General features: G+C 65.6%; 27 protein-coding genes. 19 read left to right on the top strand and 8 right to left on the bottom strand.

Annotation, left to right across the window (positions count from 1 at the left end):
• Window positions 1-75: 75 nt before the first annotated feature.
• Window positions 76-1,383, bottom strand: coding sequence for a tRNA (N6-isopentenyl adenosine(37)-C2)-methylthiotransferase MiaB (gene miaB / locus AAFM92_00355; protein MEL7298808.1), 1,308 nt, complete (start codon window positions 1,381-1,383; stop codon window positions 76-78).
• An 87-nt stretch (window positions 1,384-1,470) separates the two neighbouring features.
• Here miaB and AAFM92_00350 point away from each other — a divergent pair, with 87 nt between their 5' ends.
• A complete protein-coding gene (locus tag AAFM92_00350; protein MEL7298807.1) occupies window positions 1,471-2,337 on the top strand; it encodes a hypothetical protein in 867 nt (288 codons plus the stop codon).
• Between the two features lie 164 nt (window positions 2,338-2,501).
• Here the strand turns inward: AAFM92_00350 and irr are convergent, their stop codons facing one another.
• A complete protein-coding gene (gene irr, locus AAFM92_00345; protein ID MEL7298806.1) occupies window positions 2,502-2,927 on the bottom strand; it encodes a Fur family transcriptional regulator Irr in 426 nt (141 codons plus the stop codon).
• A gap of 167 nt (window positions 2,928-3,094) precedes the next feature.
• Between irr and fabA the strand changes: the two genes are divergently transcribed.
• Window positions 3,095-3,604, top strand: a complete 510-nt coding sequence (gene fabA / locus AAFM92_00340) for a bifunctional 3-hydroxydecanoyl-ACP dehydratase/trans-2-decenoyl-ACP isomerase (GenBank protein MEL7298805.1) — start codon at window positions 3,095-3,097, stop codon at window positions 3,602-3,604.
• A gap of 75 nt (window positions 3,605-3,679) precedes the next feature.
• Here the strand turns inward: fabA and AAFM92_00335 are convergent, their stop codons facing one another.
• The 3 genes from AAFM92_00335 to AAFM92_00325 are packed head-to-tail and all read right to left on the bottom strand — an operon-like array spanning window position 3,680 to window position 5,913.
• On the bottom strand, window positions 3,680-3,844 hold the full coding sequence (locus AAFM92_00335) for a hypothetical protein (GenBank protein ID MEL7298804.1): 165 nt from the start codon (window positions 3,842-3,844) through the stop codon (window positions 3,680-3,682).
• Window positions 3,841-4,968, bottom strand: a complete 1,128-nt coding sequence (locus tag AAFM92_00330) for a YeeE/YedE family protein (protein ID MEL7298803.1) — start codon at window positions 4,966-4,968, stop codon at window positions 3,841-3,843. The genes AAFM92_00335 and AAFM92_00330 overlap by 4 nt, the downstream gene beginning before the upstream one ends.
• A gap of 24 nt (window positions 4,969-4,992) precedes the next feature.
• A complete protein-coding gene (locus AAFM92_00325; protein MEL7298802.1) occupies window positions 4,993-5,913 on the bottom strand; it encodes a rhodanese-like domain-containing protein in 921 nt (306 codons plus the stop codon).
• Between the two features lie 351 nt (window positions 5,914-6,264).
• Between AAFM92_00325 and fabB the strand changes: the two genes are divergently transcribed.
• The 17 genes from fabB (at window position 6,265) to AAFM92_00240 (ending at window position 22,523) form a co-directional block, all read left to right on the top strand.
• Complete coding sequence (fabB, locus tag AAFM92_00320) at window positions 6,265-7,491, top strand: beta-ketoacyl-ACP synthase I (GenBank protein MEL7298801.1); 1,227 nt, start codon at window positions 6,265-6,267, stop codon at window positions 7,489-7,491.
• Between the two features lie 5 nt (window positions 7,492-7,496).
• A complete protein-coding gene (locus tag AAFM92_00315; GenBank protein MEL7298800.1) occupies window positions 7,497-8,285 on the top strand; it encodes an enoyl-ACP reductase in 789 nt (262 codons plus the stop codon).
• A gap of 5 nt (window positions 8,286-8,290) precedes the next feature.
• Window positions 8,291-8,734, top strand: coding sequence for a hypothetical protein (locus AAFM92_00310; protein MEL7298799.1), 444 nt, complete (start codon window positions 8,291-8,293; stop codon window positions 8,732-8,734).
• A 192-nt stretch (window positions 8,735-8,926) separates the two neighbouring features.
• Entirely contained in the window at window positions 8,927-9,595 is a 669-nt protein-coding gene (locus AAFM92_00305; GenBank protein ID MEL7298798.1) for a haloacid dehalogenase type II, read from the top strand.
• Window positions 9,595-10,413 (top strand): alpha/beta hydrolase, encoded by an 819-nt coding sequence (locus tag AAFM92_00300; protein MEL7298797.1) that lies wholly within the window; start codon window positions 9,595-9,597, stop codon window positions 10,411-10,413. Before AAFM92_00305 ends, AAFM92_00300 begins: the two co-directional genes overlap by 1 nt.
• Window positions 10,410-11,369, top strand: a complete 960-nt coding sequence (locus tag AAFM92_00295; GenBank protein ID MEL7298796.1) for a threonine/serine dehydratase — start codon at window positions 10,410-10,412, stop codon at window positions 11,367-11,369. Before AAFM92_00300 ends, AAFM92_00295 begins: the two co-directional genes overlap by 4 nt.
• Window positions 11,366-12,541: an endonuclease/exonuclease/phosphatase family protein gene (locus AAFM92_00290; GenBank protein MEL7298795.1), complete on the top strand. Its 1,176-nt coding sequence runs from the start codon at window positions 11,366-11,368 to the stop codon at window positions 12,539-12,541. Before AAFM92_00295 ends, AAFM92_00290 begins: the two co-directional genes overlap by 4 nt.
• The gene (gene pcaD, locus AAFM92_00285; GenBank protein MEL7298794.1) at window positions 12,538-13,338 is read left to right on the top strand and encodes a 3-oxoadipate enol-lactonase; all 801 of its coding nucleotides are present in this window, start codon (window positions 12,538-12,540) and stop codon (window positions 13,336-13,338) included. The genes AAFM92_00290 and pcaD overlap by 4 nt, the downstream gene beginning before the upstream one ends.
• A gap of 104 nt (window positions 13,339-13,442) precedes the next feature.
• On the top strand, window positions 13,443-14,669 hold the full coding sequence (locus AAFM92_00280) for a TCR/Tet family MFS transporter (protein MEL7298793.1): 1,227 nt from the start codon (window positions 13,443-13,445) through the stop codon (window positions 14,667-14,669).
• Between the two features lie 70 nt (window positions 14,670-14,739).
• Entirely contained in the window at window positions 14,740-15,825 is a 1,086-nt protein-coding gene (locus tag AAFM92_00275; protein ID MEL7298792.1) for a Zn-dependent alcohol dehydrogenase, read from the top strand.
• Between the two features lie 52 nt (window positions 15,826-15,877).
• Window positions 15,878-17,110 carry a mandelate racemase/muconate lactonizing enzyme family protein gene (locus AAFM92_00270; protein ID MEL7298791.1) on the top strand — a complete coding sequence of 411 codons (1,233 nt, stop codon included), beginning with the start codon at window positions 15,878-15,880 and terminating at the stop codon, window positions 17,108-17,110.
• 34 nt (window positions 17,111-17,144) lie between these two features.
• Window positions 17,145-17,738, top strand: a complete 594-nt coding sequence (locus AAFM92_00265; protein MEL7298790.1) for a TetR/AcrR family transcriptional regulator — start codon at window positions 17,145-17,147, stop codon at window positions 17,736-17,738.
• 106 nt (window positions 17,739-17,844) lie between these two features.
• Complete coding sequence (locus tag AAFM92_00260; GenBank protein MEL7298789.1) at window positions 17,845-18,516, top strand: PspA/IM30 family protein; 672 nt, start codon at window positions 17,845-17,847, stop codon at window positions 18,514-18,516.
• 24 nt (window positions 18,517-18,540) lie between these two features.
• On the top strand, window positions 18,541-18,813 hold the full coding sequence (locus AAFM92_00255) for a hypothetical protein (GenBank protein MEL7298788.1): 273 nt from the start codon (window positions 18,541-18,543) through the stop codon (window positions 18,811-18,813).
• A 260-nt stretch (window positions 18,814-19,073) separates the two neighbouring features.
• Window positions 19,074-20,117: a TRAP transporter substrate-binding protein gene (locus tag AAFM92_00250; protein ID MEL7298787.1), complete on the top strand. Its 1,044-nt coding sequence runs from the start codon at window positions 19,074-19,076 to the stop codon at window positions 20,115-20,117.
• Between the two features lie 145 nt (window positions 20,118-20,262).
• Entirely contained in the window at window positions 20,263-21,072 is an 810-nt protein-coding gene (locus tag AAFM92_00245) for a TRAP transporter small permease subunit (GenBank protein MEL7298786.1), read from the top strand.
• Entirely contained in the window at window positions 21,072-22,523 is a 1,452-nt protein-coding gene (locus AAFM92_00240) for a TRAP transporter large permease subunit (protein MEL7298785.1), read from the top strand. The genes AAFM92_00245 and AAFM92_00240 overlap by 1 nt, the downstream gene beginning before the upstream one ends.
• 22 nt (window positions 22,524-22,545) lie before the next feature.
• Here the strand turns inward: AAFM92_00240 and AAFM92_00235 are convergent, their stop codons facing one another.
• The 3 genes from AAFM92_00235 to AAFM92_00225 all read right to left on the bottom strand — a co-directional run bounded on the left by AAFM92_00235 (window position 22,546) and on the right by AAFM92_00225 (window position 24,213).
• Complete coding sequence (locus tag AAFM92_00235) at window positions 22,546-23,052, bottom strand: hypothetical protein (protein MEL7298784.1); 507 nt, start codon at window positions 23,050-23,052, stop codon at window positions 22,546-22,548.
• A gap of 61 nt (window positions 23,053-23,113) precedes the next feature.
• Window positions 23,114-23,989, bottom strand: coding sequence for a PhzF family phenazine biosynthesis protein (locus tag AAFM92_00230; protein MEL7298783.1), 876 nt, complete (start codon window positions 23,987-23,989; stop codon window positions 23,114-23,116).
• Window positions 23,989-24,213 carry a DUF1150 family protein gene (locus tag AAFM92_00225; GenBank protein ID MEL7298782.1) on the bottom strand — a complete coding sequence of 75 codons (225 nt, stop codon included), beginning with the start codon at window positions 24,211-24,213 and terminating at the stop codon, window positions 23,989-23,991. Before AAFM92_00225 ends, AAFM92_00230 begins: the two co-directional genes overlap by 1 nt.
• Window positions 24,214-24,215 lie beyond the last annotated feature (2 nt).

The raw sequence follows: 24,215 nt of genomic DNA, 5'->3' as shown, positions 1-24,215 counted from the left end.
CATCTGGTGCATTCGCCCTTGCGGACGGCACCAAGATCGGCAAGCGGCCCCGCGATTCGCGTGGGGCGTCGTGGCTCAGACCACCTCGTGGAGCATCGCGCCCGCGAGCGAATTGCTACCGCTCTCGAGAATACGGACGCGAGCGATCTGTCCGATCCGTGCCGCCGGATCAGATACGTGCACGGCATGAAGATAGTCAGACTTGCCCACCATCTGACCTGCCATTCTCCCTGTCTTTTCAAAGAGAACGCTGACCTCGCGGCCCACCATAGCGTCCTGCGCGGCGCGCTGCTGCGATGTAAGGAGCGCCTGCAGGCGGTGGAGCCGCTCGGTGGCCACTTCCTGGTCCACTCCGGTCTTTTCTGCCGCGGGCGTGCCCGGGCGCGCGGAATACTTGAAGGAAAACGCCGAGCCGTATTCGACCGCGCGGACGAGCGCCAAGGTATCCTCGAAATCTGCGTCCGTTTCACCTGGAAAGCCCACGATGAAATCGCCGGAGAGCATCAGATCGGGCCGCGCGGCGCGCAAACGCTCGATCAGCCGCAGGTAGCTTTCGGCGGTGTGCTTGCGGTTCATCGCTTTCAGGATCTTGTCAGAGCCCGACTGCACCGGGAGATGCAGATAGGGCATCAGCTTCTCGCAGGAGCCGTGCGCTTCGATGAGCGCGTCATCCATGTCATTGGGGTGCGAGGTCGTGAAGCGGATGCGCTCGAGCCCGTCGATCTCCGCCAGCGCCCAGATGAGGCCCGCCAGGCCACGCTCGTGTCCGTGATAGGCATTCACGTTCTGCCCGAGAAGCGTGATCTCCCGCACGCCGCGCTCCACGAGATCGCGCGCCTCGCCCAGCACGCGTTCCGCAGGGCGCGAGACCTCCGCGCCGCGGGTATAAGGCACCACGCAAAACGCGCAGAATTTATCGCAGCCCTCCTGAACGGTGAGGAAAGCCGCTGGGGTGCGCTTGGCCTTCGGCCGACCCTTGAGATGGGCGAACTTGTCTTCCTCTGGAAAATCGGTGTCGAGCGCCTTGACCCCGTTATGGGTCCGCGCGACGAGATCGGGCAGCCGGTGATAGGCCTGCGGCCCCACGACGAGATCGACGAGCGGCTGCCGCTTCATGATCTCCTCGCCCTCGGCCTGCGCAACGCAGCCCGCCACGCCGATTTTCAGGTCGGGCTTCTCGGCCTTGAGACCACGGTACCGGCCCAGCTCCGAATAGACCTTCTCTGCGGCTTTCTCGCGGATATGGCACGTATTGAGCAGGATCATATCCGCTTCTTCCGGGCTCGAGACTTCCTCGTACTCCTCGAGCGCCTCGGACATCCGCTCGCTGTCATAGACGTTCATCTGACAACCATAGGTCTTGATGAAGAGCTTCTTGGTCATGGCCTGCTTCACGTGCTGAGAGAGTGATCTTAGTATGGGTAAGACGGGCGCCTTGCAATGCAAGGAAAAGCCGGGAAAGACAGGGGCATGAACTACGCAAGCGTCGATGACTTCCTGCGCAAGGGCAAAGCGCATCTGGCCAAGGGGCCGGTGGCGCTGATCTTCGCCGAGGACGCGGTCGCGGTGGAGGAAACGCTCGCCCATCACCTCGCGGCGGGCTTTCGCGAAGTCATCGCCTTCATCGCCGCGGATGTGGAAATCGGGCCCGCGACCCGGAGCGCATCGGTCTGCGTCGCGTGGGATCTCGTGGCCGGCCCCGCGGCGCACGAGATCGTCAACCGATGCATCAAGGCAGCGCCGTCTTCGGTCTGGTTCTACTATTGCTTCAACGCGGAGTTCCTCTTCTTCCCGTTCTCGGAGACGCGGAACGTGGCGGAAATGATCACGTTCACGACGGAAGAGCGGCGGGACTCCATCCTCACCTTCGTCGTCGATCTCTACGCCGATGATCTGGAGCGTCACCCCTCCGGCGTCTCACTCGAAGACGCGATGTTCGATCGGACGGGATATTATGCGCTGGCGCGCACGGATCGCTGGGGCAACCCGATCGACCGGCAGATGGATTTCTTCGGCGGGCTGCGCTGGCGCCTCGAGGAGCACGTGCCCAAGACGCGGCGGAGGATCGACCGCGTTGCGCTCTTCAAGGCGCGCTCCGGCCTCAAGGTCTCGGAAGATCACACGTTCAACGATCCCGAATACAACACCTATGCCTGCCCGTGGCACCATTCCATGACGGCCGCGATCTGCTCGTTTCGCACCGCCAAGGCGCTCAAGCGCAATCCCGGATCGACCTTCGAGATCAACAGCTTCCGCTGGCACAACTCGGTCAAGTTCGACTGGAAGGCGCGCCAGCTCATGGACCTCGGCCTCATGGAGCCGGGGCAATGGTTCTGAGGCCGCTCGGGCTCCTTTGGTGAGGCACGTGGGTGCGCCATTTAACACGTGGTGAGAGGCAAAGACACTCCGGGAGGCTCGCGCCTCAGAGATCACGGCTCGCAGCGTAAACGCGCGCTCACGCGCACGTCATGTCTTTCGAATGATCTAATAGGGACTGACGCCTAGGTGCGGCGCAGGCGTATCACCACGTCTACCTTGGCGATCTCGGCGCCCGCTGGCGCTTCCGGCAGCCGCTTGATCTCCAGCTCTTCCGCAGGCGCGTCCGAGAGGGAATTGGTGTCTTCCCAGAAGAAATGCGGGTGGTCGGACATGTTGGTGTCGAAGTAGCTTTTCGAGCCGTCCACAGTGATCTCGCGCATAAGACCGGCCTCGCAGAACGCGCGAAGCGTGTTGTAGACCGTCGCCAGCGAAACCTTCTCACCGGCCTTGCGCGACGCATCATAAAGGCTCTCCGCCGTCACGTGCCGGTCGCGTCCGTCGCCCACGAGCAAAGCCGCCAGCGTGACGCGCTGCTTGGTCGGGCGGAGCCCGCCTTCGGTCAGCCACGCGGTCCCGCGTTCGGATGTTGTCTGGCTCGTGATCGTCATCGCTCGCTCGCTTTCCTGGCTATATATGCGATTTTGCGAACCATTTTCAAACGGTTTCAAATGTCGCGGCGCGCCGCGGCGGCACGGCAATCGCAGCGGGTCTGCGCCTTGCATGGCCCGCGCGCCCGATGCTAGGGGGCGCAAAATCATCGAGGCAAGGGTGCAGCATGGCCGATTTCCCAACGACGTTCGACCGCGACGATCTTCTTAAATGCGCGCGCGGCGAGCTTTTCGGGCCGGGCAATGCGCAATTGCCAGAGCCGCCTATGCTGATGATGGACCGCATCACCGACATTTCCTCCGATGGCGGCGCCCATGGCAAAGGCCACATCATCGCGGAATTCGATATCACGCCCGACCTCTGGTTCTTCGAGTGTCACTTCCCGGGCAACCCGATCATGCCGGGCTGCCTGGGCCTCGACGGGCTCTGGCAACTCACCGGCTTCAATCTCGGCTGGCGCGGCTGGCAGGGGCGCGGCTACGCGCTCGGCGTGGGCGAGGTGAAGCTCACCGGCATGGTCCGCCCGGACCGCAAAATGCTCACCTACAAGATCGAGTTCACCAAGGCGATCCAGACCCGCCGCCTCACCATGGGCGTGGCGGACGGGATCGTGGAGGCCGACGGCGAGCAGATCTATGCCGTCAAGGACATGAAGGTGGCGCTCAGCGAGAGCTGAGCGAGCCTACACAAGTCGCACAATCCGCCGAGTGTGTACGCTCCGCCCGCTCTCGCCGGCGTTAACGTTGGCACCCTACTCTAGAAGCGCCGCGCAGTGGGCGCCACCCGCCGCCGCCCCGGATCCCAAGGCGAGCACCGGCGGCGCCTGATAGGGGTTGAGCTCCGCCGTCGCGAGATCGAAGGCCAGCAGGCCCGCGATGAGCGCCAGCGTGGCGGTCGCCGTCGTCACCCGGGTCATGGCGCGCTTCCTTCGAAGAGACGGGCACGCAGCCGCACGCCCCAGACCGACCCGGCAAAAGCCGCCACGAACCAGACCCAGCCATGCAGGCTTCCCGTGGAAATCCCGGAGAAAAACGCCCCCACGTTGCACCCGAAGGCGAGCCGGGACGAGTAGCCCAGCAGGAACCCCGCCACGATCGTGGCGACCCACGCACGGGCGGGCAGCGAAGGCAGCCGGGCGGACAGCCCGCCCGCGCGCCAAGCCGCGATGAGGAACGCGCCCCCGATGATCCCGATATTAGTGAGCGAGGTCACATCGGTGAGCACGCTCTCGCCCAAACGCTCCACGTTGGAGCCCGCCGACCAGAAGCCCGAACCCGACAGGTCCGCCCCGAGCGCCACCGCGCCCTTCGCGGCCCAAAGTCCGAGGCCATAGACCACGCCCCAGGGCTGGCCAGACACGACGAGGTTCAGGATGGCGAGGCCTGCCACAAGCGCCGAGGCCCAAAGGAGGCGCGTCGGGATAGAGCGCTTACCCTTCGCGCCCAGCGCCCAAAGGAGTGCGGCGGATACGGCCAGCCCCGTGAGCGTCAGCGCGAGGCCTGACGACCCGGAGAAGACCACCGTCTCGAAGGTCCCGAGCCCCGTCCACCAGAAGAGATGATAGGCGCCTGCGAAGCTGCCGAGGGCAAAGAATGGCAGCGCGAGGAGGCCGACGGGATTGCCCGATCCGGCATTCACGAGGGTGCCGGAGCCGCAGCCGAGCACCACCTGCATGGCCGCGCCAAAGACGAAGGCGCCCCCAACCATGGCCCAGCCCACGGGCGCATGGGCCCCGAGGAGCTCCTCCCCCGCGGTCTCGAGTAAGGGGATGGCCGCGATGGCCACGAGCCCGATCGCGAGGAGTTGCGCGAGCATCCCGCCTGGCTCCCGCCGCAGGATCATCGCCCGCCAGGGGCCCGCGAAGCCAAAGCGCAGCCCCTCGAGCACCATGCCAAAGCCCAGCCCGAGGGCCAGCAGAAGCCCGTAACGCGCCCCCGCCAGCACGGCGACGGCGAACACGATGGCAAACGCCGCCCCGAGAAGGGCGGCGCGTCGGGACAGGTTGGGGAGCGCGCGGGGTTCTACCGTCACATCGCTCATGCGTGGTTCCTTTCCCGGCTGGCGTCAGCCGCCGGAGATCTGGTTGATCAGGTTCTGCAGAAGGCCCGGCGTGTTGGCCATCTCGTGACCCGCGTTGGAGTAGCCCACGAGAGACTCGGGGTAGAGCTTGACGTTCTCAACGCCCGCGAGTTCCGACAGGGCAAACCAGTTGGTCGCGGCCCAGTGGCCCGTGTTGCAGAACGAGACAATCTGGGACTGACCATCGAAATTCCGCTCGGCCGCGAGGGCTTGGGCCGCGGCGGGATCGATGATCGCGGGGCCGCCGTCGAACCAGCTGGCATGCTCGAAGTACTCGGATTGCGGCAGCGTCCCGGCACGGGCAGCGGCGGGGTGCGCCTGCTCACCTGACCAGAAGCTTTCGGGCCGTGCATCGAGGAGAAGCGCCTCGTCGCCACCATTCACGATCTCGAGGACGGCGTCCGTCGTGGCGAGCCACTCGTCGGAAAAGGAGATGTCGACCACGGTGGGCGTGGGTGCGACCGCGTCGGTCGACAGGTCATATCCCGCCTCTTGCCAGGCATTCACGCCGCCATTGAGAATGGAGAGACTGCTCACGCCGGAGGATTTCAACGTCCAGTAGACGCGTGCGGCCGCGCCGAAATCGGTGATCGAGTCGCCCTGGTGAACGACAACGACCGGACGGTCGAGCTCGAGGCCCACGGCGCCGAGCACGTCTTCGAGATGATCCTCGGCCACGAGCTGGCCCGGGTTCTCGGCGGGGCCGCGGAAGAGACCGTAGGAGGCTTGCACCGCGCCGGGGATGTGGCCCTCGGCAAAGGCATCGCCACGAATGTCGAGGATGAGCGGCGCACCGAGCTCAGCGTTGAGCTCGGCCGGGCTCACGAGCGGGCCGAAGCCTTCCTGCGCGGCGGCGGGAGCGGCAAATCCGATCGAGGCAAGTACGAGGCTGCGAACGAGTGTCATAGGGATCTCCTTCATTGCTAGTCGGAGGCCCACCTACCGCGACTGACGGGAAGAACAACCCGCGAGACGGGCCAGTTCAGCCGCCATGAAAGAACATCAATCCACCATGACGGAGCGCCCGAAACGCGCGTTCCACACTGACGCTCAGTGAAAACACCGGTTCGCCGGGCTTGCACCATGGGCAACAGCGCTCCTTTTTTCCGCCCCGTCCACGCACCCGGCCGGGAGAGCAATGCAGCGACAGGCAACCGGCTACCGCTATCCTCTCCGGTGAGACCGTTGCGCCCGGCTGCCCTTGCCCCAATGTCCACCCTCCCCTAAAAGCCCGCGAAACCGCAGGTGGGAGGCTATATGCGCCGGGTCGTTATCACTGGAATGGGGATCGTATCCCCCATCGGGAATTCCGTGGCAGAGGTGGAGGCTTCGCTGCGCGCGGGCCGGTCGGGCATCCGCGCCGAGCCGACATACAAGGAAAACGGCTTCCGGTCCCAGGTCGCCGGCATCCCGCAGATCGACGTCTCCGAGCACATCGACAAACGCCAGCTGCGCTTCATGGGCCCCGGTGCCGCCTACAGCTACATCGCCATGGAACAGGCCATCGCCGATGCCGGGCTCGAGGAAAGCGATGTCTCCAACGAGCGCACCGGTCTCATCGCGGGCTCGGGCGGGCCGTCGACCTCGAACTTCTTCACCGCCTTCGACACCGTCATCAACAAGGGCGCGCCGAAGCGGATGGGGCCCTTCATGGTCACGCGGTGCATGTCGTCCACCGTGTCCGCCTGCCTCGCCACGCCCTTCAAGATCAAAGGGCAGAACTACTCCATCACCTCGGCCTGCTCCACGACGCTCCACTGCATGGGCGTGGGCACCGAGCAGATCCAGATGGGCAAGCAGGACATCGTCTTCGCGGGCGGCGGTGAAGAGGTCGACTGGACGCTTTCCTGCCTTTTCGACGCCATGGGCGCGATGAGCTCGAAGTACAACGAAACCCCCGAGACCGCCTCGCGCCCCTTTGATGCCACGCGCGACGGCTTTGTCATCGGCGGGGGCGGCGGCATGGTGGTCCTCGAGGAGCTCGAGCACGCCAAGGCCCGCGGCGCGAAGATCTACGGCGAGGTGACGGGCTATGGCGCGACCTCCGACGGCCACGACATGGTCGCGCCCTCGGGCGAGGGCGGTGAGCGGTCCATGAAGCTCGCGCTCGCGACGCTGCCGGAGGGCCGCAAGATCGACTACATCAACGCGCACGGCACCTCGACGCCGGTGGGCGACGTCACCGAGATGATGGCCGTGCGCCGCGTCTTCGGCGAAGAGCACCCGGTCGTGACTTCCACGAAGAGCCAGACGGGCCACGCCCTCGGCGGTGCTGGCGTGCACGAGACGATCTACTCGCTCATCATGATGGACAAGGGCTTCATCGCCCCCTCGATCAACGTCACCGAGCTCGCCCCAGAGCTCCGCCCTGACGAAATTGCCACAGAGCTCCGCGAAAACGTCGAACTCGACAGCGTGCTCTCCAACAGCTTCGGCTTCGGTGGCACCAACGCCACCATGATCATGAGCAAGCACGACGGGTAATCACCATGGCAGAGCTTCTCGCAGGCAAACGCGGCCTCATCACCGGCATCGCCAACAACCGCTCCATCGCATACGGCATCGCCGCCGCGATGAAGGCCGAAGGTGCAGAGCTCGCCTTCGCCTGCCAGATGGATATCTTCGGCGCCAAGGTGACCCCGCTCGCCGAGGAAATGGGCGTCAAGCACGTGCTGGATTACTCGGCCACCGATGACGCTGTCTCAAAAGCCGCCTTCGATACGCTCGCAGCCGACTGGGGAAGCCTCGACTTCTGCGTTCACGCCATCGCGTATTCCGACAAGACCGAGCTCACCGGGTCTTTTACGAACACGACGCGCGCGAATTTCAAGAACTCGCTCGATATCTCGGCCTATTCGCTCATCGACATGGCGCGCAACGCCGCGCCGCTGATGACCGAGGGCGGCTCCATCATGGCGCTGACCTACCAGGGCTCCAAGAAAGCGACGCCCTGGTACAACGTCATGGGCGTGGCAAAGGCCGCGCTCGAGACGACCGTCCTCTATCTCGCCAATGATCTCGGGCCCCAGGGGATCCGCGTGAACCTCATCTCGCCCGGCCCCATGAAGACGCTCTCCGGCGCGGCCATCGGCGGCGCGCGGAAGACGTTCCGCTTCACGCAGGCCAACGCCCCACTGCGCAAGAACGCCACCCTCGAAGCCATCGGCGGGACGGCAGTCTATCTGGCATCCGATTACGCCGATTGCACGACGGGCGAGTGCATCATGGTCGACGGCGGCTACCACATTCTCGGCATGCCTCAGCCCGACAATCTCTGACCGCGATGATCGCGGCGCGCATCAAGGCGGCGACCATCGAGGGCGGTCTGTCGGCGGCGGTGGCCTGCCCGATCTACTTCCTGAGCGATCAAGCGGGCCTCGGGACGGGCCTCACGCTGGCACTCTGGCTCGCAGGCGCCTTCGGCCTCGCGCCCCTGACCCTTGCGCTTCGCATGCTGACCCAGAAGCACCCCGCGCCGGAGCATCGCCGCGCCGGGCTCGTGCTCGCGGGCGATGGCTGCCACCTGTGCCGCTGGCTGCGTTTCTGGTGGCCCCTCTCCCTCTCGCCTGGCGGTCTGGCGGCCTACTTCCACATCGGGAGCTGGGGGCTCGCGGCGCTCGGCCTCGCGGCCACGGCGCTCCACCTCGCCACCGGTCTCTCCGACCTGGCCGAAGAGCGAGAGCCGCATTGGTCCCGCGCCACGGGCTTCTCTTTCACGCGTGGATAGGCCGGGAGCGAGGGGCCAGCCCCTCGCGCTCCCCGAGGTACGACGCACAAATAAGCAGCGCGCGCGTGGTAAAACCGGCGCCACAGATCGAGATGTCCAAGTGGCGTCCCATCCCCGGTTTCTTTGTGCCCTGTACCTCCGCCGGAGGCATCCCGGCTTTTCAACCCGTGCGGCCTGTGCCAGCGTCGCGCCATGATCACCACCTGCATCTTCGACGCCTACGGCACCCTCTTCGACGTATCCGCAGCTGCCCGCGCCGCCGCGGAGGAACGTCCCGAACTCGCGGAGGTCTGGCCCCAACTCGCCGCCGATTGGCGCACGAAACAGCTCGAATACACGTGGCTGCGCGCGGTCGCCGGAACGCATACGGATTTCTGGCAGGTTACGCAGGACGGGCTCGACTGGGCCATGGAGGCGACGGGGCTGGCGGGCGAAGACCTGCGGACGCGTCTCCTCGATCTCTACTGGGAGCTCGGGGCCTACCCGGAGGTCTCTTCCATGCTCGCGGCGCTGAAGGCGCGCGGTCTCGCGACGGGGATCCTCTCGAATGGCTCACCGGCGATGCTCGAGGCCGCAGCGCGCTCGGCGGGGCTGGGCGATCTCCTCGATGCGCAGCTCAGCGTGGAAGACGTGGGCATCTTCAAGCCCTCTTCCAAGGTCTATGACATGGTGGGGGAGATGTTCGGCACCGCGCCGGGCGAGGTCATGTTCGTCAGCTCGAATGGCTGGGACGCGGCCCATGCCGCCGCCTACGGCTTCCGCACGGTGTGGGTGAACCGCGCTGGTGCGCCCATGGACCGCCTCCCCGGCAAGCCGCAGCACGTGCTGCGCGACCTGAGCAGCCTTCCGGACTTGCTCTGATGCCCCATTTCGAGGCCTCCGACGGGGCACGCATCCATTTCACCGACGAAGGCACCGGCCGGCCGATCCTCTGCCTCGCCGGGCTCACGCGCACGGGCCGTGATTTCGACTACGTCGCCCCGCACCTGCCGCCCTGTCGCCTGATCCGCATGGACTACCGCGGGCGCGGACGTTCGGATTGGTCGGGCGCGGCGACCTATTCCATCCAGCACGAGGGGCAAGATGCGCTCGAGTTGCTCGATCACCTGGGGATCGCGCGGGCGGCCATCTTGGGGACGTCGCGCGGCGGGCTCATCGCCATGGGCCTCGCATTTGCGTCCAAGGAGCGGCTCCTCGGCGTCGCGCTCAACGATATCGGCCCCAAGATCGAGACGACGGGGCTCGACGTTATCAAGGATTACCTCGGCCGCCGCCCCGCATTCCGCACCCTCGACGAGGCGATCTCGAAGCGCGGCGCGGTCATGGCGGGCTTCCGAAATGTGCCGGAGACGCGCTGGGCGCAGGAGGTCATGCTGCATTACCGCGCGGCGCCCGACGGGCTCGACATCACCTATGATCCGGCCTTGCGCGAGGCTGTGCTCGGCAACGAGGCCGCGGCGGCACCGGACCTCTGGCCGATCTTCGATGCCCTGGCAGACCTGCCGCTCGCGCTCATCAGGGGCGCGAATTCCGATCTCCTGAGCCGGGAAACTGCCGACGAGATGGCGCTCCGCCGCCCGGACATGATCCGCGCGGAGGTACCGGATCGCGGACACGTTCCCTTCCTCGACGAGCCCGAAGCGCTCGCCGCCCTTTCGGCATGGATGGACACCCTATGAACATCGACATGATCCGCGCGAGCGCGGCCCGGGGTGCGGGCCATGTACGGCGCACCCCCCTGCTCAGCTCGCCCTTTCTCGACGAATTCGCCGGGCGGCGCGTTCTGGTAAAGGCCGAGTGCCTCCAGCACACGGGCTCGTTCAAGTTCCGTGGCGGATGGTCGGCGGTCTCGGCGCTCCCCGACGACGTGCGCGCGCGCGGCGTGATCGCCTATTCCTCTGGCAACCACGCTCAGGCCGTGGCCCATGCCGCCGCGCTCCACGGCACCAGCGCTGTGATCATCATGCCCTCCGACGCGCCCGAGATCAAAATCGAGAACACACGCGCGCTGGGTGCGGAAGTCTTGCTCTACAACCGCGACGGCGAAAGCCGCGAAGAGATCGGCAAGACCATCGCAGAGGAGAGACAGCTCACGCTGATCCCGCCCTTCGACGCCGCCGAGGTGATCGCCGGGCAAGGCACCTGCGGCCTCGAGATCGCCGAACAGGCGCGGGAGGCCGGCGCTGACGGGGCCGAGATCTTCGTGTGCTGCGGCGGCGGCGGCTTCACCTCTGGCATCGCGCTCGCCACCGAGGGCGCCCACCGGGTCCGGCCCGTCGAGCCGGAGGGGTATGACGACGTGGCGAGGTCCCTCGTTTCGGGCCGGATCGAACGCAACGCCCGCAGCGCAGGCGGACTCTGCGACGCCATCATCACGCCATCGCCCGGAAAGATGACCTTTCCGATCCTACAGCGCCTCGTGGGGCCAGGCATCGTCGTCAGCGATGAGGAGGCTCTGCGTGCGATGGCGCTGGCCTTTTTCCGGCTCAAGCTCGTCGTGGAGCCGGGCGGAGCCGTGGCCCTCGCCGCCGCGCTCTTTCACCCTGAAGAGACCGAGGGGGACGCCGTGATTTGTACGATTTCCGGCGGCAACGTGGACCGCGCGGTCTTCGAACGTGCATTGGAGAGGCTATGACCGAGTTTTCCATCGCCTCCTTCAACGTGAAGAACCTGATCGGCGCGGACGAGGAGTATTACCGCTTCGAAAGCTACACGCCCGAGGAATACGCGTGGAAGGAAGACTGGCTCGCCGACCAGCTCCTGTCGATGGACAGCGATATCGTCTGCTTCCAGGAGATCTTCGAGGAAAGCGCGCTGCGAGAAGTGATCGCGGAGACAAACGCGCGCGGGCGCGCGGCGAACGAGGCGGTCGTCCCTGACCGGACGAAGCGCTATGCGAGGAAGGCGATCTTTCGGAAGCTGGCCTTCGCGCCCTACGAGCCGCTGCATCTCGCCTTCGCCGCGAATGTAAATGATGGCGCGCCGGGCGCGCGGCGGCCCGGCCTCGCCGTGCTCTCCCGCTTTCCCTTCGTGGGCGAGGTAGAGGTGATCCAGGAACTGGCCACGCCGCTTACGATCCCCTTCGCCGATCTGGGCGGTGATGACGGCGGCAGCTACACCATCCGCCGCACGTCCCGGCCGATCATGAAGCTTCGCGTGGATGTGGGCGGGACGGTCATCACGGTCTTCAATTGCCACCTGAAGTCGAAGCTCGGCGAGTTCATGCCCGGCGGGGCCGAACGGGATCTTGTGAACTACGACGCGGCCGGCCGCGCGCTGGGCGCGCTGCGCTCGGCCCTGCGCCGAATGGCAGAAGCCTGGGTTCTGCGCCGCGAGGTGCTCAAGAGCCTCGAAGCCGGAGAGCCCGTCATGGTGCTCGGCGATTTCAACGACGGGGAGCATGCCGTCAGTTCAGAGATCATCAGCGGAGAGGCACCCTTCAAGAACTACGCCTGGATCCGGCGCCACGACGCAGAGCATCGCTCGGATCGCTACACCGACGAGGAGGACACGCTCATTCGCACGCAGATGGAGGCGGTGCGCCTCCATTCGGCAGAAAAGCTCTTCGTGGCCAAGTCGCTGCGCGACATGGTCTTCACGACGTCCTTCGGCGGGACTTTCGAGAGCATCGACCAGATTCTGATGTCCCGCCATTTCCTGCCGGGACATGGCAGCTCGTTGGGGCAGATGGAGTATTTCAGCGTGCTCAACGATCACCTCACAGATGGGGCCCATCCCGAGGCACCCTACAACAAGCTTGCCTCCGACCACGGACAGATCATCGCGCATATGAGGCTGACGCCTTGAAGATCTTCGATACCGGCGATGTGCGTCTGCATTACCGCGAGGATGGCGACCCGGACGGCGCTCCGATCGTATTTGCCAATTCGCTCGGCACCGATCTTAGGCTTTGGGATGCGCTGGTGCCCCGTTTGCCGGTCGGTCTGCGCATTGTTCGCTACGACAAGCGCGGCCATGGGCTCAGCGACGTGCCGGAGGCGCCTTACACGATGGGCGCGCTCATCCGCGATGTGGAGGCGCTGCTCGACGGGCTGGGCGTACGAGACTGCACCTTCGTCGGGCTTTCCATCGGCGGCATGATCGCCCAGGGGCTCGCAGCGAAGCGGCCCGACCTGATCAGCGCCCTCGTGCTCTCCAATACCGCGGCCAAGATCGGCACGCGCGAGATCTGGCAGGGCCGGATCGAGGCGATCCGCGCGGGCGGCATGGACGCCGTAGTGGCCCCGACGATGGAGCGCTGGTTTTCGAAACGCTTCCAAGCTGGCGATGAGATCGCGCTCTGGGAAAACATGCTCCGCGCGTGCCCGGTCGACGGCTATATCGGCTGCTCCGAGGCCATCGCGGGCACGGACTTCTACACGCCCACCGCCGCACTCCGCCTGCCCACGCTCGGGATCGCGGGAAGCGAGGACGGCTCCACCCCGCCCGACCTCGTGCGCGAGACCGTCGAGCTCATCGAGGGCGCGCGCTTCGAGATCCTGCGCGGCACGGGCCACCTGCCCTGCGTGGAGGACCCGCAGGGCTACGCCGCGCTCATCACGGAATTTCTCGCGTCCTCGGGGTCTCTGCCGAGGGCGGGCTGACAAGGCACGCGCCGCGCGGCCCCGCCCGCAAAGCTCCGTCCCACGCGAATTCGCTTTGAACCACGCAGTTCAGCAGCTAAGGCTGACCTCTGAAAAGGGGCACCATGGCCAAGACCGTCCGCAACCCGCGCCTGGCGCTCACCTTCATCATCATCACGCTCACAATCGACGCGATGGGGATCGGGCTCATCCTGCCGGTGCTGCCCGCGCTCATCCGCGACATCACCGGCGCCGATCTCGGCCAGGCGGCGATCTGGGGCGGGATCATGACGACGCTTTTTGCCGGCATGCAGTTTCTCTTCGGGCCCATCGTCGGATCGCTTTCGGACCGCTACGGGCGGCGGCCGATCCTGCTCGGCTCGCTCGCCATCGTGGCGGTGGATTTCGTGATCATGGGCATGGCGCATGCCATGTGGCTGCTGCTCTTGACGCGGATCATCGGAGGCATCGCCACCTCCACGCAATCGACGGCCGCGGCCTTCATCGCCGACATCTCCCCGCCGGAGAAGAAAGCCGCGAATTTCGGGCTGATCGGCGCCTCCTTCGGGATCGGCTTCGTGCTCGGGCCCATCATCGGCGGGCTTCTGGGGGAGCTTGGCCCGCGGATGCCGTTCTTTGCCGCCGCAGCGCTCGCGGCGCTCAACCTCGTCTTCGGCTATTTCGTGCTGCCCGAGACGGTGGACGACCGCATCCGCCGGCCCTTCGAGCTCCGCCGCGCCAACCCGTTCGGCGCGCTCAAATCGGTGGCCAAGCTCGAGGATGTGCAGCGGCTCCTCCTCATCGCGTTCGTCTACGAGTTCGCCTTCATCGTCTATCCGACGGTCTGGGCCTATTTCACACAGGAGCGGTTCGGCTGGTCGGAGGGCATGGTGGGCCTGTCGCTGGGCTGTTTCGGCATCTCCATGGCGCTGGTGCAGGGCGTGCTCATCCGCTTTGTCATGCCCCGGCTGGGCGAGCGGGGGACGATCCTTTACGGCTGCATTTTCAATGTCTTCATCTTCATCCTGCTCGGGTTCATCACCAATGGCTGGGTTGTGCTGGCGCTCACGCCGATCTCGGCGCTCGGCGCGGTGGTGACACCGGCGCTCCAAGGGCTCATGAGCCGTCGGGCGGCCGACAACCAGCAGGGGGAATTGCAGGGGGTCATCACCTCGGCCAAGGCGCTGGCGCTCATCATCTCGCCGCTCGTCATGACGCAGCTCTTCTTCCTCTTCACGCGCGAGGGCGGGACCTACCTGCCCGGCGCGCCCTTCCTGCTCAGCTCGGCCCTCGTCTTCGTTTGCCTCCTCGTCTTCGTGACGCGCAAACGGCGTAGCGATGCCACCGCATGACGCAAAGGGACTTGCTCTTTGCCGTCGCCCGTAGAGGGTAGCGACAAACGGGCTGGCAAGGGAGAGAGCCATGGGGCGGATCAAGGCCGCGGTCGCGCGCCAATTCGGCGCGCCGCTCGTCATCGAGGAGCTGGAGCTCGCCGCGCCCCGGGCGGGCGAGGTGGAAGTGACGCTCGGGGCCTGCGCGATTTGCCATTCCGACATTTCCTATGCCGAGGGCGCCTGGGGCGGGACGCTCCCGGCCGTCTATGGCCACGAGGCCGCGGGCACGGTGACGGATGTGGGCGAGGGCGTGCGCGGCTTTCGCAAGGGAGACACGGTGATCGTCACGCTCATCCGGTCCTGCGGCACCTGCCCGTCCTGCGCGTCCGGTCGCCCGGTCATCTGCGAGACGGGTGTCGACACCTTCGCTAACGGCCCCCTCTCCACACCGGATGGCGCGCCCGTCTTGCAAGCCATGAACAGCGGGGCCTTCGCGGAAAAGGTCGTCGTGGACCAGAGCCAGGTGGTGAAGTTTACGGCCGACATGTCCATGGAGGCGGCCTCGCTCATCGCCTGCGGCGTGATCACCGGCGTGGGCGCGGTGGTGAACGCGGCAGGCCTCCGCGCGGGGCAGGACGTGGTCGTGATCGGGGCGGGCGGCGTGGGCCTCAATGCCATCCAGGGTGCGCGTATCGCCGGTGCGCGGCGCATTCTGGCCGTGGACATGAGCGAAGAGAAGCTCGCCATCGCCCGGGATTTCGGCGCCACCGACGGCGTCCTCGCCACCGAAGCCAAGCCTTGGCGCGCGGCCATCGCGGCCATGGGGCGCGGGGCTGATGCGGTCATCGTCACCGTGGGGGCGATCCCGGCCTACGACCAGGCGCCCCGCTACCTCGCCTCGGGCGGGCGGGTGATCCTTGTGGGCATGCCGCATACGGGCCAGACGTCGGCCTACGAGCCGGTGATCCTCGCCGCCACCGGCCAGGGCATGGTGGGGTCAAAGATGGGAGATGTGGTGATCCAGCGGGATATCCCCTGGATGGTCGATCTCTACGCGCAGGGGCGGCTCAAGCTCGATGAGCTGATCTCCGGGCGTTGGAGGCTCGAAGACATCAACGAGGCCATCGCGGATACGAAATCCGGCGCGGCCAAGCGGAACGTGATCGTGTTCTGAGATCGTGGGGCCAGCCCCCTCATCCCCGAGGTATTTCTGGAAAGATGAAGCCATGAGATTGCAGGAGCTCGATGTCATCATTACCGCGCCGCCCGCGCCGGGCTGGGGCGGGCGGTACTGGATCCTCGTGAAGGTGACCACCAGTGACGGCATCGTGGGCTGGGGCGAATGCTACGCCTCTTCCGTGGGGCCTCGCGCCATGGAGGCGGTCATCCGCGATGTCTTCGAGCGGCACATGGCGGGAGAGGACCCGGCGAATATCGAGCTCATGTTTCGCCGTGCCTATTCCTCGGGCTTCACGCAGCGGCCCGACCTCACGGTCATGGGCGCGTTCTCGGGGCTCGAGATCGCGTGCTGGGATATTCTCGGCAAGGCGCGCGGCGTGCCGGTCTGGAAGCTTCTGGGCGGGAAGATGAACGAGCGGGTGCGGGCCTATACCTATCTATATCCCCTGCCCTCGCACTCCCTCGCGGACTTCTGGACCTCGCCCGAGATGGCCGCCGAGGCGGCGCTGGCGGCCTGTGATGCTGGCTACACGGCGGTGAAATTCGACCCGGCGGGGCCCTACACGCTCCGTGGCGGGCATATGCCGGGGATGCGCGATATCTCCATGTCGGTGGCCTTCTGCAAGGCGATCCGGGAGGTGGTGGGCGACCGGGCCGACCTGCTCTTCGGCACCCACGGACAGTTCACGACCGCCGGTGCCATCCGGCTGGGCCAGGCGCTCGAGCCCTACGCGCCGCTCTGGTTCGAGGAGCCGATCCCGCCCGATGCCGTGGGCGAGATGGCCAAGGTCGCGCGCGCGGTGCGGGTGCCCGTGGCCACAGGTGAGCGGCTCACGACGAAGGCGGAGTTCGCCGAGGTTCTGCGCCAGAGCGCGGCCGAGATCCTGCAACCTGCGCTGGGGCGCGCGGGCGGCCTCTGGGAGGCCAAGAAGATCGCCGCGCTGGCCGAGCTGCACAACGCGCAGATGGCGCCGCACCTCTATGCCGGGCCGGTGGAATGGGCTGCAAACGTCAACTTCGCCGTCTCGATCCCCAACCTGCTCATGGCCGAGACGATCGAAACGCCCTTCCACGACGCGCTCATCAAGGGATCGATCCGGGTGGAGGGCGGCTTCATCCCCGCGCCGAACGCCCCCGGCCTCGGGATCGAGGTGGACGAGGCGCTGGCCCGCGCCCATCCCTACGAGGGAAGCGACCTGCACCTCCAGATGCAGGAAGCGCCCTGCGACTACGAGGAGGGCAACGCGTTCGAAGGCGGCGCGCCGGCGCCGCGCGACTAGACAGGCCGCGCCTCTGAACGTAGTTCAGGCAACCATGGCACGGGACACCACTGAAAAGCGTGAGGCGCTGAGGACGCGCCTCATCGACATCGCCGAGCGGCGGATCGCCGAGGGCGGCCTCGAGTCGCTCAAGGCCCGGGACCTCGCGCAGGAGGCGCCCTGCTCTGTGGGTGCCATCTACACGGTCTTCGGTGACCTGAAAGCCATCGCCCTGGCCGTGAACGGGCGCACCTTCAAGCGGATCGGCGAGACGGTGGGCGCAGCCTCGCATCAAAAGGGCCTGCCACCCGAGGAGACGCTCGTGGCGCTCTCGACTGCCTACCTGCACTTTGCCACCGAGAACCCGGCTCTCTGGCGCGCGCTTTTCGACATCGAACTTACTGAGCAGGATGAGGTGCCGAACTGGTATCTCGCGGAGCTCAAGCAGCTCTTCGGATTTATCGCGGCCCCCCTCGCGCAGGTCTACCCCGAATACTCGGAGGCCGATATCGCGCTGATGACGCGCGCGCTCTTCTCCTCCGTGCACGGAATCGTGCTGCTCGGGCTGGAGCGACGCATTTCCGGTGTGCCCCTCGAAGAGCTCGAGCGGATGATCGAGCTCGTCCTCACGAACATCGCCACGCGCTGAGCAGAGCCCCTCAAAAAAATTGAACGTTGTTCAATTTTTTTCTTGAACGAGGTTCAAGCTCTCCCATATGCATTTCGTGAACAGCGTTCATGCAAGGGAGACAACCATGCTCGCAACACTCAAAACCATCTTCATCGGCGAGAGCCGGCGGGCCGAGGAAGCCGTGCGCGATCACTACGCGCTCGATCTCATCGCCCAGAAGATCCGTGAAGCCGAAGATGGCATGGCCGCGGCCAAGGCAACGCTTGCCGCGCTCATCCAGCGCCAGCGCAGCGAGACGCGGCAGGTGGAGGGGCTGGCCAAGCGCATCGACACGATGACGGAGCGCGCGAAGGCCGCCTTGGAAGACGGAAACGATGCGCTCGCGGAAGAAGCCGCGGGGGCCATCGCCACCATGGAGAACGAAAAGATCGTCAGGGACGCCACGATCGCCCGGCTCGACGCGAAGGTGATCCGGCTCAAGGGCTCGGTGGAGGCCATGCATCGGCGCATCATCGACCTGAAGCAGGGCCAGATCGCCGCCACGGCCGCACGCCGCGAGGCCGATACCCAAAGACGGCTCAATCGCTCGATCGCCCGCACGGCCCCGGCCAATGAGGCCCAGGAGCTTATCGACCGCGTGCTCGGACAGGATGATCCCTTTGAGCAGGGCCAGATCCTCGATGAGATCAACGGCGATCTCAGCCACGACACCCTCGAGGACCGCATGGCCGCCGAAGGCTATGGCGGCACCACCAAATCCACGGCCGCTGGCGTTCTCGCCCGGCTCAAATCATAAAATCACCCCGACAGGAGACATCCCATGACCAACAAGGACAACTCGCTCATCATCTTTTTCAACGGCCTCGGCATCGCCGTGTCGTACGTGATGCTCAGCATTTCGCTGTGGCTTTCCACCGACGTGCCACTGGCCACCAAGGGTTTCTGGGGCATCGGCGTCCTGATGCTGACGCTGTCGCTGGTGAACTTCGTGAAGTTCCGCTTCGATGCCCAGAGCGCCGAGGACAGGATCGCGCAGCTGGAAGCAGCCCGAAACGAAAAGCTCCTGAAAGAATATGTCGACGGAGAGGAGTGATTCGAAAGAATAGACCTCGACCGAAGTATCGGCCCGTGCATCGAGCACGGGCCATTTTCCTGTCCGGCCCCGACGCATGCGCCTACCCACAACCCCGCAGGCAAAGGCCATTTTGGTCTTTTAGCGCATGCAACAACGTATGCATTGCTTGCAAATGCGACATTTGTGCTCTTTCCTGTTGCGGACTTGCGGCCTGTTCGCGACAAGAACCGCAGTCTTGGCGGGACCTGCGCCCGCTGAAACGCACTGGGAGGAAAACCATGAAGAAGACATTCGCAGCCCTGGCCGTCGCCGGGCTTACCGCTGGCGCCGTGCAGGCTCAGGAAACCTTCGAGATGACGTCCGCGTTCGGTCAGAACCTGCCGATCCTCGGCACGGCCGCGCTCGATTTCGTCGACAAGATCAACGGCATTTCCACCGAGGTGGAGTTCGAGCATTTCGATCCCGGCGAGCTCGTGCCGGTGCTCGAGGCCCTTGATGCCGTGTCCAACGGCTCCGTGGATGCAGCCTACACGACGGCCGGCTACTGGCAGGGCAAGATGACCGCCGCGTCGCTCTTTGCCGCCGTGCCCTTCGGCCCGGAAGCCGGCGAATTCCTCGCGTGGATGCTCTATGACGACGGGGCCGAGCTCTTCCAGGAGCTCTATGACATGAACGGCTTCAACGTGAAGGTTCTGCCCTGCGGGATCATCGCGCCGGAGACCTCTGGCTGGTTCAAGGAAGAGATCACCTCGCTCGAGGACCTGCAGGGTCTGAACATGCGCTTCTTCGGCCTTGGCGCCGAGGTCATGCAGCGCCTGGGCGTGTCCACCTCGCTTCTGGCGGGCGGTGACATCTTCCCGGCGCTTGAGCGCGGCGCGATCGACGCCACGGAGTTCTCCATGCCGCGCATCGACGCGCGCCTGGGCTTCTACAACATCGCGAAGTTCAACTACTTCCCCGGCTGGCACCAGCCCGCCACGATGTTCGAGCTCCTGATCAACGCGGATCGCTGGAACGACCTCGACGAGCGCGCGCAGCGCCAGATCGAAGTGGCTTGCCTTGCCAACGTCACGACGAACTATGCCGAGGGTGAAGCGACGAACTTCGCGGCCATGGTCGAGAACACCGAAGAGCGTGGCGTGACCATCAAGAACTGGACACCCGAGCAGCTCGCGGTCTTCGAGGCGACCTGGAACGAGGTGGCCGACGAGCTCGCAGCCGAGGACGAGTTCTTCGCGCGGGTCTGGGCCGACCTCCAGGAATTCCGCGAGGGCTACAACCTCTGGAATTCCAACATCTACCTGCCGCGTCCCCGCCAGTAATCAGATGCGCGCCCCGCCCCCGCGCGGGGCGCGTTGCCACCTGCCGGTTCGCCCCGGCAGGTGGGTTTGAAACCCACCCTACCCGATGGGCGTAGGGTGGGTTTTTAACCCACCGCAGTGTGGACATCAGATGGGAGGGGACCCCGTGTCAGCCAATCCAGACGAGCTCATCAAGCTTTCCGATCCCGGCGAGGTGGACCGCGCGAGCCACAATGGCGGCGACCGCTTTGTCATCGGGCTCGGTAACCTCGCCGCCTGGATCTTTCCCACGCTGATGATGGTCATCGTCATCCAGGTGTTCTTCCGCAATTTCGGCAGGCTCGATATCGGTCCCGGCAACCAGGCCTGGCTCGACGACTTCCAGTGGTGGCTCTATGGAATCGCCTGCCTCGTGGGCGTGGCCTACGCGGTCACGACCAACAGCCATGTCCGCGTGGATATCTTCTACGATCACTTCAAACCCGAGCGGAAACGCAGGATCGACCTCTTCGCCCTCGGCTGGCTCTTCCTGCCCTTCTCGCTCATCGTTTGGGAAGTAACGATCCACTACGCCGTCAGCTCCGTTCAGGCCATGGAAGGTTCGTCCTCGCCCAACGGCCTTCACAATCTATGGATCCTTAAGATCCTGATGAACCTTAGCTTTCTTGTGATCGGCTGGGCGTGCTTCTCGCGCCTCAGGCGGCTTTTGGGCGAGCACGGGACGACCGATGGCTGGTCTCATTTCAAGTGGCTCTTGCCGTCGGTCGCGCTCACCATCAATTTCGCGGTCTTCTACGCCCTCTGGTGGGCCTCGCGGCTGACCATGCCCGACCTGCCCGTGCGGGCGGTGTCGCGGGACGGATACCTCATGGGCGAGGTCGAGTTCGGCCCCTATGAGACGCAGCTCACCGTGGTCGTCTCCCTCGGTCTGACCGCCATCCTCGGCGCGGTTCTCTTCGCCCGGAGGGCCCGTTGATGCTGACGATCCTCGAATTCCTCGGGCAGTTCCTTACGCTCAACGAAATCCTCGTGGCGCTCATTTTCGGCACGTTCATCGTGCTCCTGTTCCGGGGCGTGCCAGTGGCGATGGCCCTCGTCGGCGTGGCGCTGATCTTCTACCTCTTCGCGGTCTTCTTCCTTGATCCCTTCCGCTCGGCTTTCCGCGATGTGATCGAGTTCGACAGGATCGGGATCGAGTGGCGCAGGATGGGCTCTGTCCCGTCGAGGATCTTCGGCAACATCGTCCAGAGCCCGGTCCTCGTGGCGCTGCCCATGTTCATCTTCATGGGGCTCATGCTCGATCAATCGGGGGTGGCGCAGCGGATGATGCAATCCATGCAGCGCCTCTTCGGCGGCTTGCGCGGAGGGCTCTCGCTCACGGTGCTCCTGATCGGCATCATCCTTGCGGCCTCAACGGGCGTCATCGGGGCCTCGGTGACGCTTCTGGGCGTGATGGCCCTTCCGGCGATGATGCGGCAGAATTATTCGAAGCCCATCGCCACGGGCACCATTGCGGCCTCCGGCACACTCGGCATCCTCATTCCGCCGTCGATCATGCTCGTCATCATGTCCGACCAGCTGGCGATCTCGCTCGGTGATCTCTTCATGGGCGCGCTCTTCCCCGGGCTGATCCTCGGCGGGCTCTACATCGTCTTCATCGTCCTCTACGGGCTCATACGCCCGCAGGACATGCCGGTCCCCGAGGGGGCGGGCGGCGTGAGCTGGGAAGACGTGAAGGAAGTGCTCCTCTCCGTCATCCCGCCGCTACTTCTCATTCTCCTCGTCCTGGGCTCGATCTTCGCGGGCCTCGCCACGCCCACCGAAGCCTCGGGCCTCGGCGCGCTCGGGGCCACGCTTCTCGCAGTGGCCTATGGCCGCCTGTCCTACGGCGTGCTCCGGGACGTCTCCCGCTCCACGCTCAACACCGCGGGCTACATCCTCGGCATCTTCCTCGCGGCGAACTTCTTCGCCTTCGTGCTGCGCCTCTACGGCGGTGACGAGGTGGTCGAGCACATGGTCGAAGGCATCTTCGAGAACCCCTACATGGTCGTGGCGTTCATCCTCTTCATCGTCTTCATCCTGGGCTTCCTGCTCGACTGGATCGAGATCACGCTGATCATCATGCCGCTCATGCTGCCGGTGATCCTCGGGCTCGAGCTCGACATCCCGGGCTTTGACCAGGTGCAGACGCCGCAAGTGGTCTGGTTCGCGATCCTCGTGGCGGTGACACTGCAGACCTCGTTCCTCACGCCGCCGGTCGGCTTTGCGCTCTTCTACCTGAAAGGCGTGTGCCCGCCGGGCGTGACGATCGCGGATATCTACCGCGGCATCATCCCCTTCGTGCTACTGCAGCTTCTCGGGCTCTTCATCGTCTTCGAGTTCCCGGCGCTGACGACATGGCTGCCGTCGGTGGCCTACGGGCCCTGAGCCGCGAAATCAGGCGGCGCGGTCAGAGCTCCTGACCGCGCTCCAGCAGGTCCTGCAGAAGAAGCGCGCCGCTATCACCCCCGCCGAAGCTCATGGCGCCTCCGCTGTAGGTGGCCCCGTAGGTCAGCGCGATGTTCACGGTCTGCCCAAGCCCCGAGATCAGCTGATCCCGCTCCAGCGGTGACAGCGGGTGGATGAAAACCGCCCAGAGCCGCCCCTGCGCGATCGCGTAACGGGCATCGAGTGCCGTGTCGAAGTTGGCCTGCATCACGCGGGAAAGCTCATCCGAGCTCATGCCGGCCGCGTCGCGAATGGGGACCATGGCGCGCATCCTGTCCGCCGTCGGGTCCATGATGATGATGACCGGCACGTCGGCGATCGTCATCTCGAGCCCATTGCCCCGGAGCGTCACGTCCGGATCGAGCGCTTGCGCGATCTGGGCGACGCGCCCCGGCGTCATCGGCGCGTCCTGCGCGCTGGCGAGCGTGGCAGAGACTGAGATGGAAAGGGCAACGAGAAATCTGAGCATGAATGGTCCTCCGTGAGAGGAGCCTAGCCGCGCTCCGCGCTCCGCGCCAAGCACGCCAGCGTTACCCGAGGTGGAGCGTGCCAGACATGAGGACATGCGCCTCCCCGCCCACGCGCACGGCCTGGGGCGCTTCCCTCGGCCCGATGACCTCGACCCAGGCGCGCCCGGGGCGCCCCATGTCGTGGCCTTGCTCGGCGATGTAGGTCGGCGACTCGATGAGGCCGTGGTGCCATAGATAGGCGGCGGCTGCGCCCGTGGCCGAACCGGTGAACGGGTCCTCCGCCGGTGAGGGCGGCGCGAGGAGAAGGCGGGAAAAGGTACTGCCCTCCTCTGCCCCACTCAGAGTGATCAGGTAGGGCTCCACCATCGTGCCATCCGGTACGCCGAGCTTGGCCCCGTGCGCCTTCAGGGCGGCCAGATCCAGCCGGGCGGCCCGGAGCGCCTCGATCGAACGCACCACCGAGATGACGAAGCCGATGCCCGTCGAGACGACCTGCGGCACCCCGAGGATGTCCTCTGGGGCAAGCCCGTAGATCGCCGCGATCTCGCCCGGGTCACAGACGGCACCGAAGGCGGGCTTGGCCTGCGTCATCGTGAACCTGTGGCCCTCATCCACCGCCACCTCGATGATGCCCGCCCCCGTCTCGAAAGACATGCGCGGCCCGCTCAGGACACCGCGCGCACGAAGCGACGCGGCGGTAGCGATGGTGGGATGACCGGCAAAGGGGATCTCTTGGGACGCCAGGAAATAGCGGACCTTCACATCCGCGACCTCGGAGGCCTCCAGAAACGTACACTCCACGAGCGACGTCTCTTTCACGAATTGCATGCAGGTATCAGACGACAGGGCACCGGCGTCATGGACCACGGCGCAGCCATTGCCGCCCATGGGCCGGGCCGTGAAGGCATCGACCCAGTCCACGGGAAAGGTCGTCATCAGTGCAGCGTCACCGGCTCCAGGTCGTTCTCGCGGGCGAGGTGGTAGGCCAGCTTACGGTCTGCCACGAGCGCGAGCTGCTCGCCCGACGCATTGTGGACCGCGTAAAGATGCTCCAGATCACCGGCCTCGGCGCGCACCTCCGAGGGCAGCTCCGCCACGGCGACCTCTTTCACGTAGACAAGGGCATCAGCGCTTTCGGGGAATTCGAATTTCGTATTCATCG

The sequence above is a fragment of the Pseudomonadota bacterium genome (assembly GCA_038533575.1).
In the GTDB taxonomy this organism is placed as follows: domain Bacteria; phylum Pseudomonadota; class Alphaproteobacteria; order Rhodobacterales; family Rhodobacteraceae; genus Shimia_B.
The sequence above is the reverse complement of the archived record's forward strand: the minus strand, read 5'-3'. Positions and strand labels throughout refer to the sequence as shown.

Excerpts from the sequence above, each read along its gene's own strand:
- miaB (MEL7298808.1), bottom strand. The coding sequence starts at position 1,383 with ATGACCAAGAAGCTCTTCATCAAGACCTATGGTTGTCAGATGAACGTC.
- irr (MEL7298806.1), bottom strand. The coding sequence starts at position 2,927 with ATGACGATCACGAGCCAGACAACATCCGAACGCGGGACCGCGTGGCTG.
- AAFM92_00230 (MEL7298783.1), bottom strand. The coding sequence starts at position 23,989 with ATGACGACCTTTCCCGTGGACTGGGTCGATGCCTTCACGGCCCGGCCC.
- AAFM92_00325 (MEL7298802.1), bottom strand. The coding sequence starts at position 5,913 with ATGACACTCGTTCGCAGCCTCGTACTTGCCTCGATCGGATTTGCCGCT.
- AAFM92_00235 (MEL7298784.1), bottom strand. The coding sequence starts at position 23,052 with ATGCTCAGATTTCTCGTTGCCCTTTCCATCTCAGTCTCTGCCACGCTC.
- AAFM92_00350 (MEL7298807.1), top strand. The coding sequence starts at position 1,471 with ATGAACTACGCAAGCGTCGATGACTTCCTGCGCAAGGGCAAAGCGCAT.
- fabB (MEL7298801.1), top strand. The coding sequence starts at position 6,265 with ATGCGCCGGGTCGTTATCACTGGAATGGGGATCGTATCCCCCATCGGG.
- AAFM92_00275 (MEL7298792.1), top strand. The coding sequence starts at position 14,740 with ATGGGGCGGATCAAGGCCGCGGTCGCGCGCCAATTCGGCGCGCCGCTC.
- AAFM92_00335 (MEL7298804.1), bottom strand. The coding sequence starts at position 3,844 with ATGACCCGGGTGACGACGGCGACCGCCACGCTGGCGCTCATCGCGGGC.
- AAFM92_00255 (MEL7298788.1), top strand. The coding sequence starts at position 18,541 with ATGACCAACAAGGACAACTCGCTCATCATCTTTTTCAACGGCCTCGGC.
- AAFM92_00295 (MEL7298796.1), top strand. The coding sequence starts at position 10,410 with ATGAACATCGACATGATCCGCGCGAGCGCGGCCCGGGGTGCGGGCCAT.
- AAFM92_00225 (MEL7298782.1), bottom strand. The coding sequence starts at position 24,213 with ATGAATACGAAATTCGAATTCCCCGAAAGCGCTGATGCCCTTGTCTAC.
- AAFM92_00290 (MEL7298795.1), top strand. The coding sequence starts at position 11,366 with ATGACCGAGTTTTCCATCGCCTCCTTCAACGTGAAGAACCTGATCGGC.
- AAFM92_00300 (MEL7298797.1), top strand. The coding sequence starts at position 9,595 with ATGCCCCATTTCGAGGCCTCCGACGGGGCACGCATCCATTTCACCGAC.
- AAFM92_00265 (MEL7298790.1), top strand. The coding sequence starts at position 17,145 with ATGGCACGGGACACCACTGAAAAGCGTGAGGCGCTGAGGACGCGCCTC.
- AAFM92_00250 (MEL7298787.1), top strand. The coding sequence starts at position 19,074 with ATGAAGAAGACATTCGCAGCCCTGGCCGTCGCCGGGCTTACCGCTGGC.
- AAFM92_00310 (MEL7298799.1), top strand. The coding sequence starts at position 8,291 with ATGATCGCGGCGCGCATCAAGGCGGCGACCATCGAGGGCGGTCTGTCG.
- AAFM92_00280 (MEL7298793.1), top strand. The coding sequence starts at position 13,443 with ATGGCCAAGACCGTCCGCAACCCGCGCCTGGCGCTCACCTTCATCATC.
- AAFM92_00240 (MEL7298785.1), top strand. The coding sequence starts at position 21,072 with ATGCTGACGATCCTCGAATTCCTCGGGCAGTTCCTTACGCTCAACGAA.
- AAFM92_00315 (MEL7298800.1), top strand. The coding sequence starts at position 7,497 with ATGGCAGAGCTTCTCGCAGGCAAACGCGGCCTCATCACCGGCATCGCC.
- AAFM92_00260 (MEL7298789.1), top strand. The coding sequence starts at position 17,845 with ATGCTCGCAACACTCAAAACCATCTTCATCGGCGAGAGCCGGCGGGCC.
- AAFM92_00270 (MEL7298791.1), top strand. The coding sequence starts at position 15,878 with ATGAGATTGCAGGAGCTCGATGTCATCATTACCGCGCCGCCCGCGCCG.
- fabA (MEL7298805.1), top strand. The coding sequence starts at position 3,095 with ATGGCCGATTTCCCAACGACGTTCGACCGCGACGATCTTCTTAAATGC.
- AAFM92_00330 (MEL7298803.1), bottom strand. The coding sequence starts at position 4,968 with ATGAGCGATGTGACGGTAGAACCCCGCGCGCTCCCCAACCTGTCCCGA.
- AAFM92_00305 (MEL7298798.1), top strand. The coding sequence starts at position 8,927 with ATGATCACCACCTGCATCTTCGACGCCTACGGCACCCTCTTCGACGTA.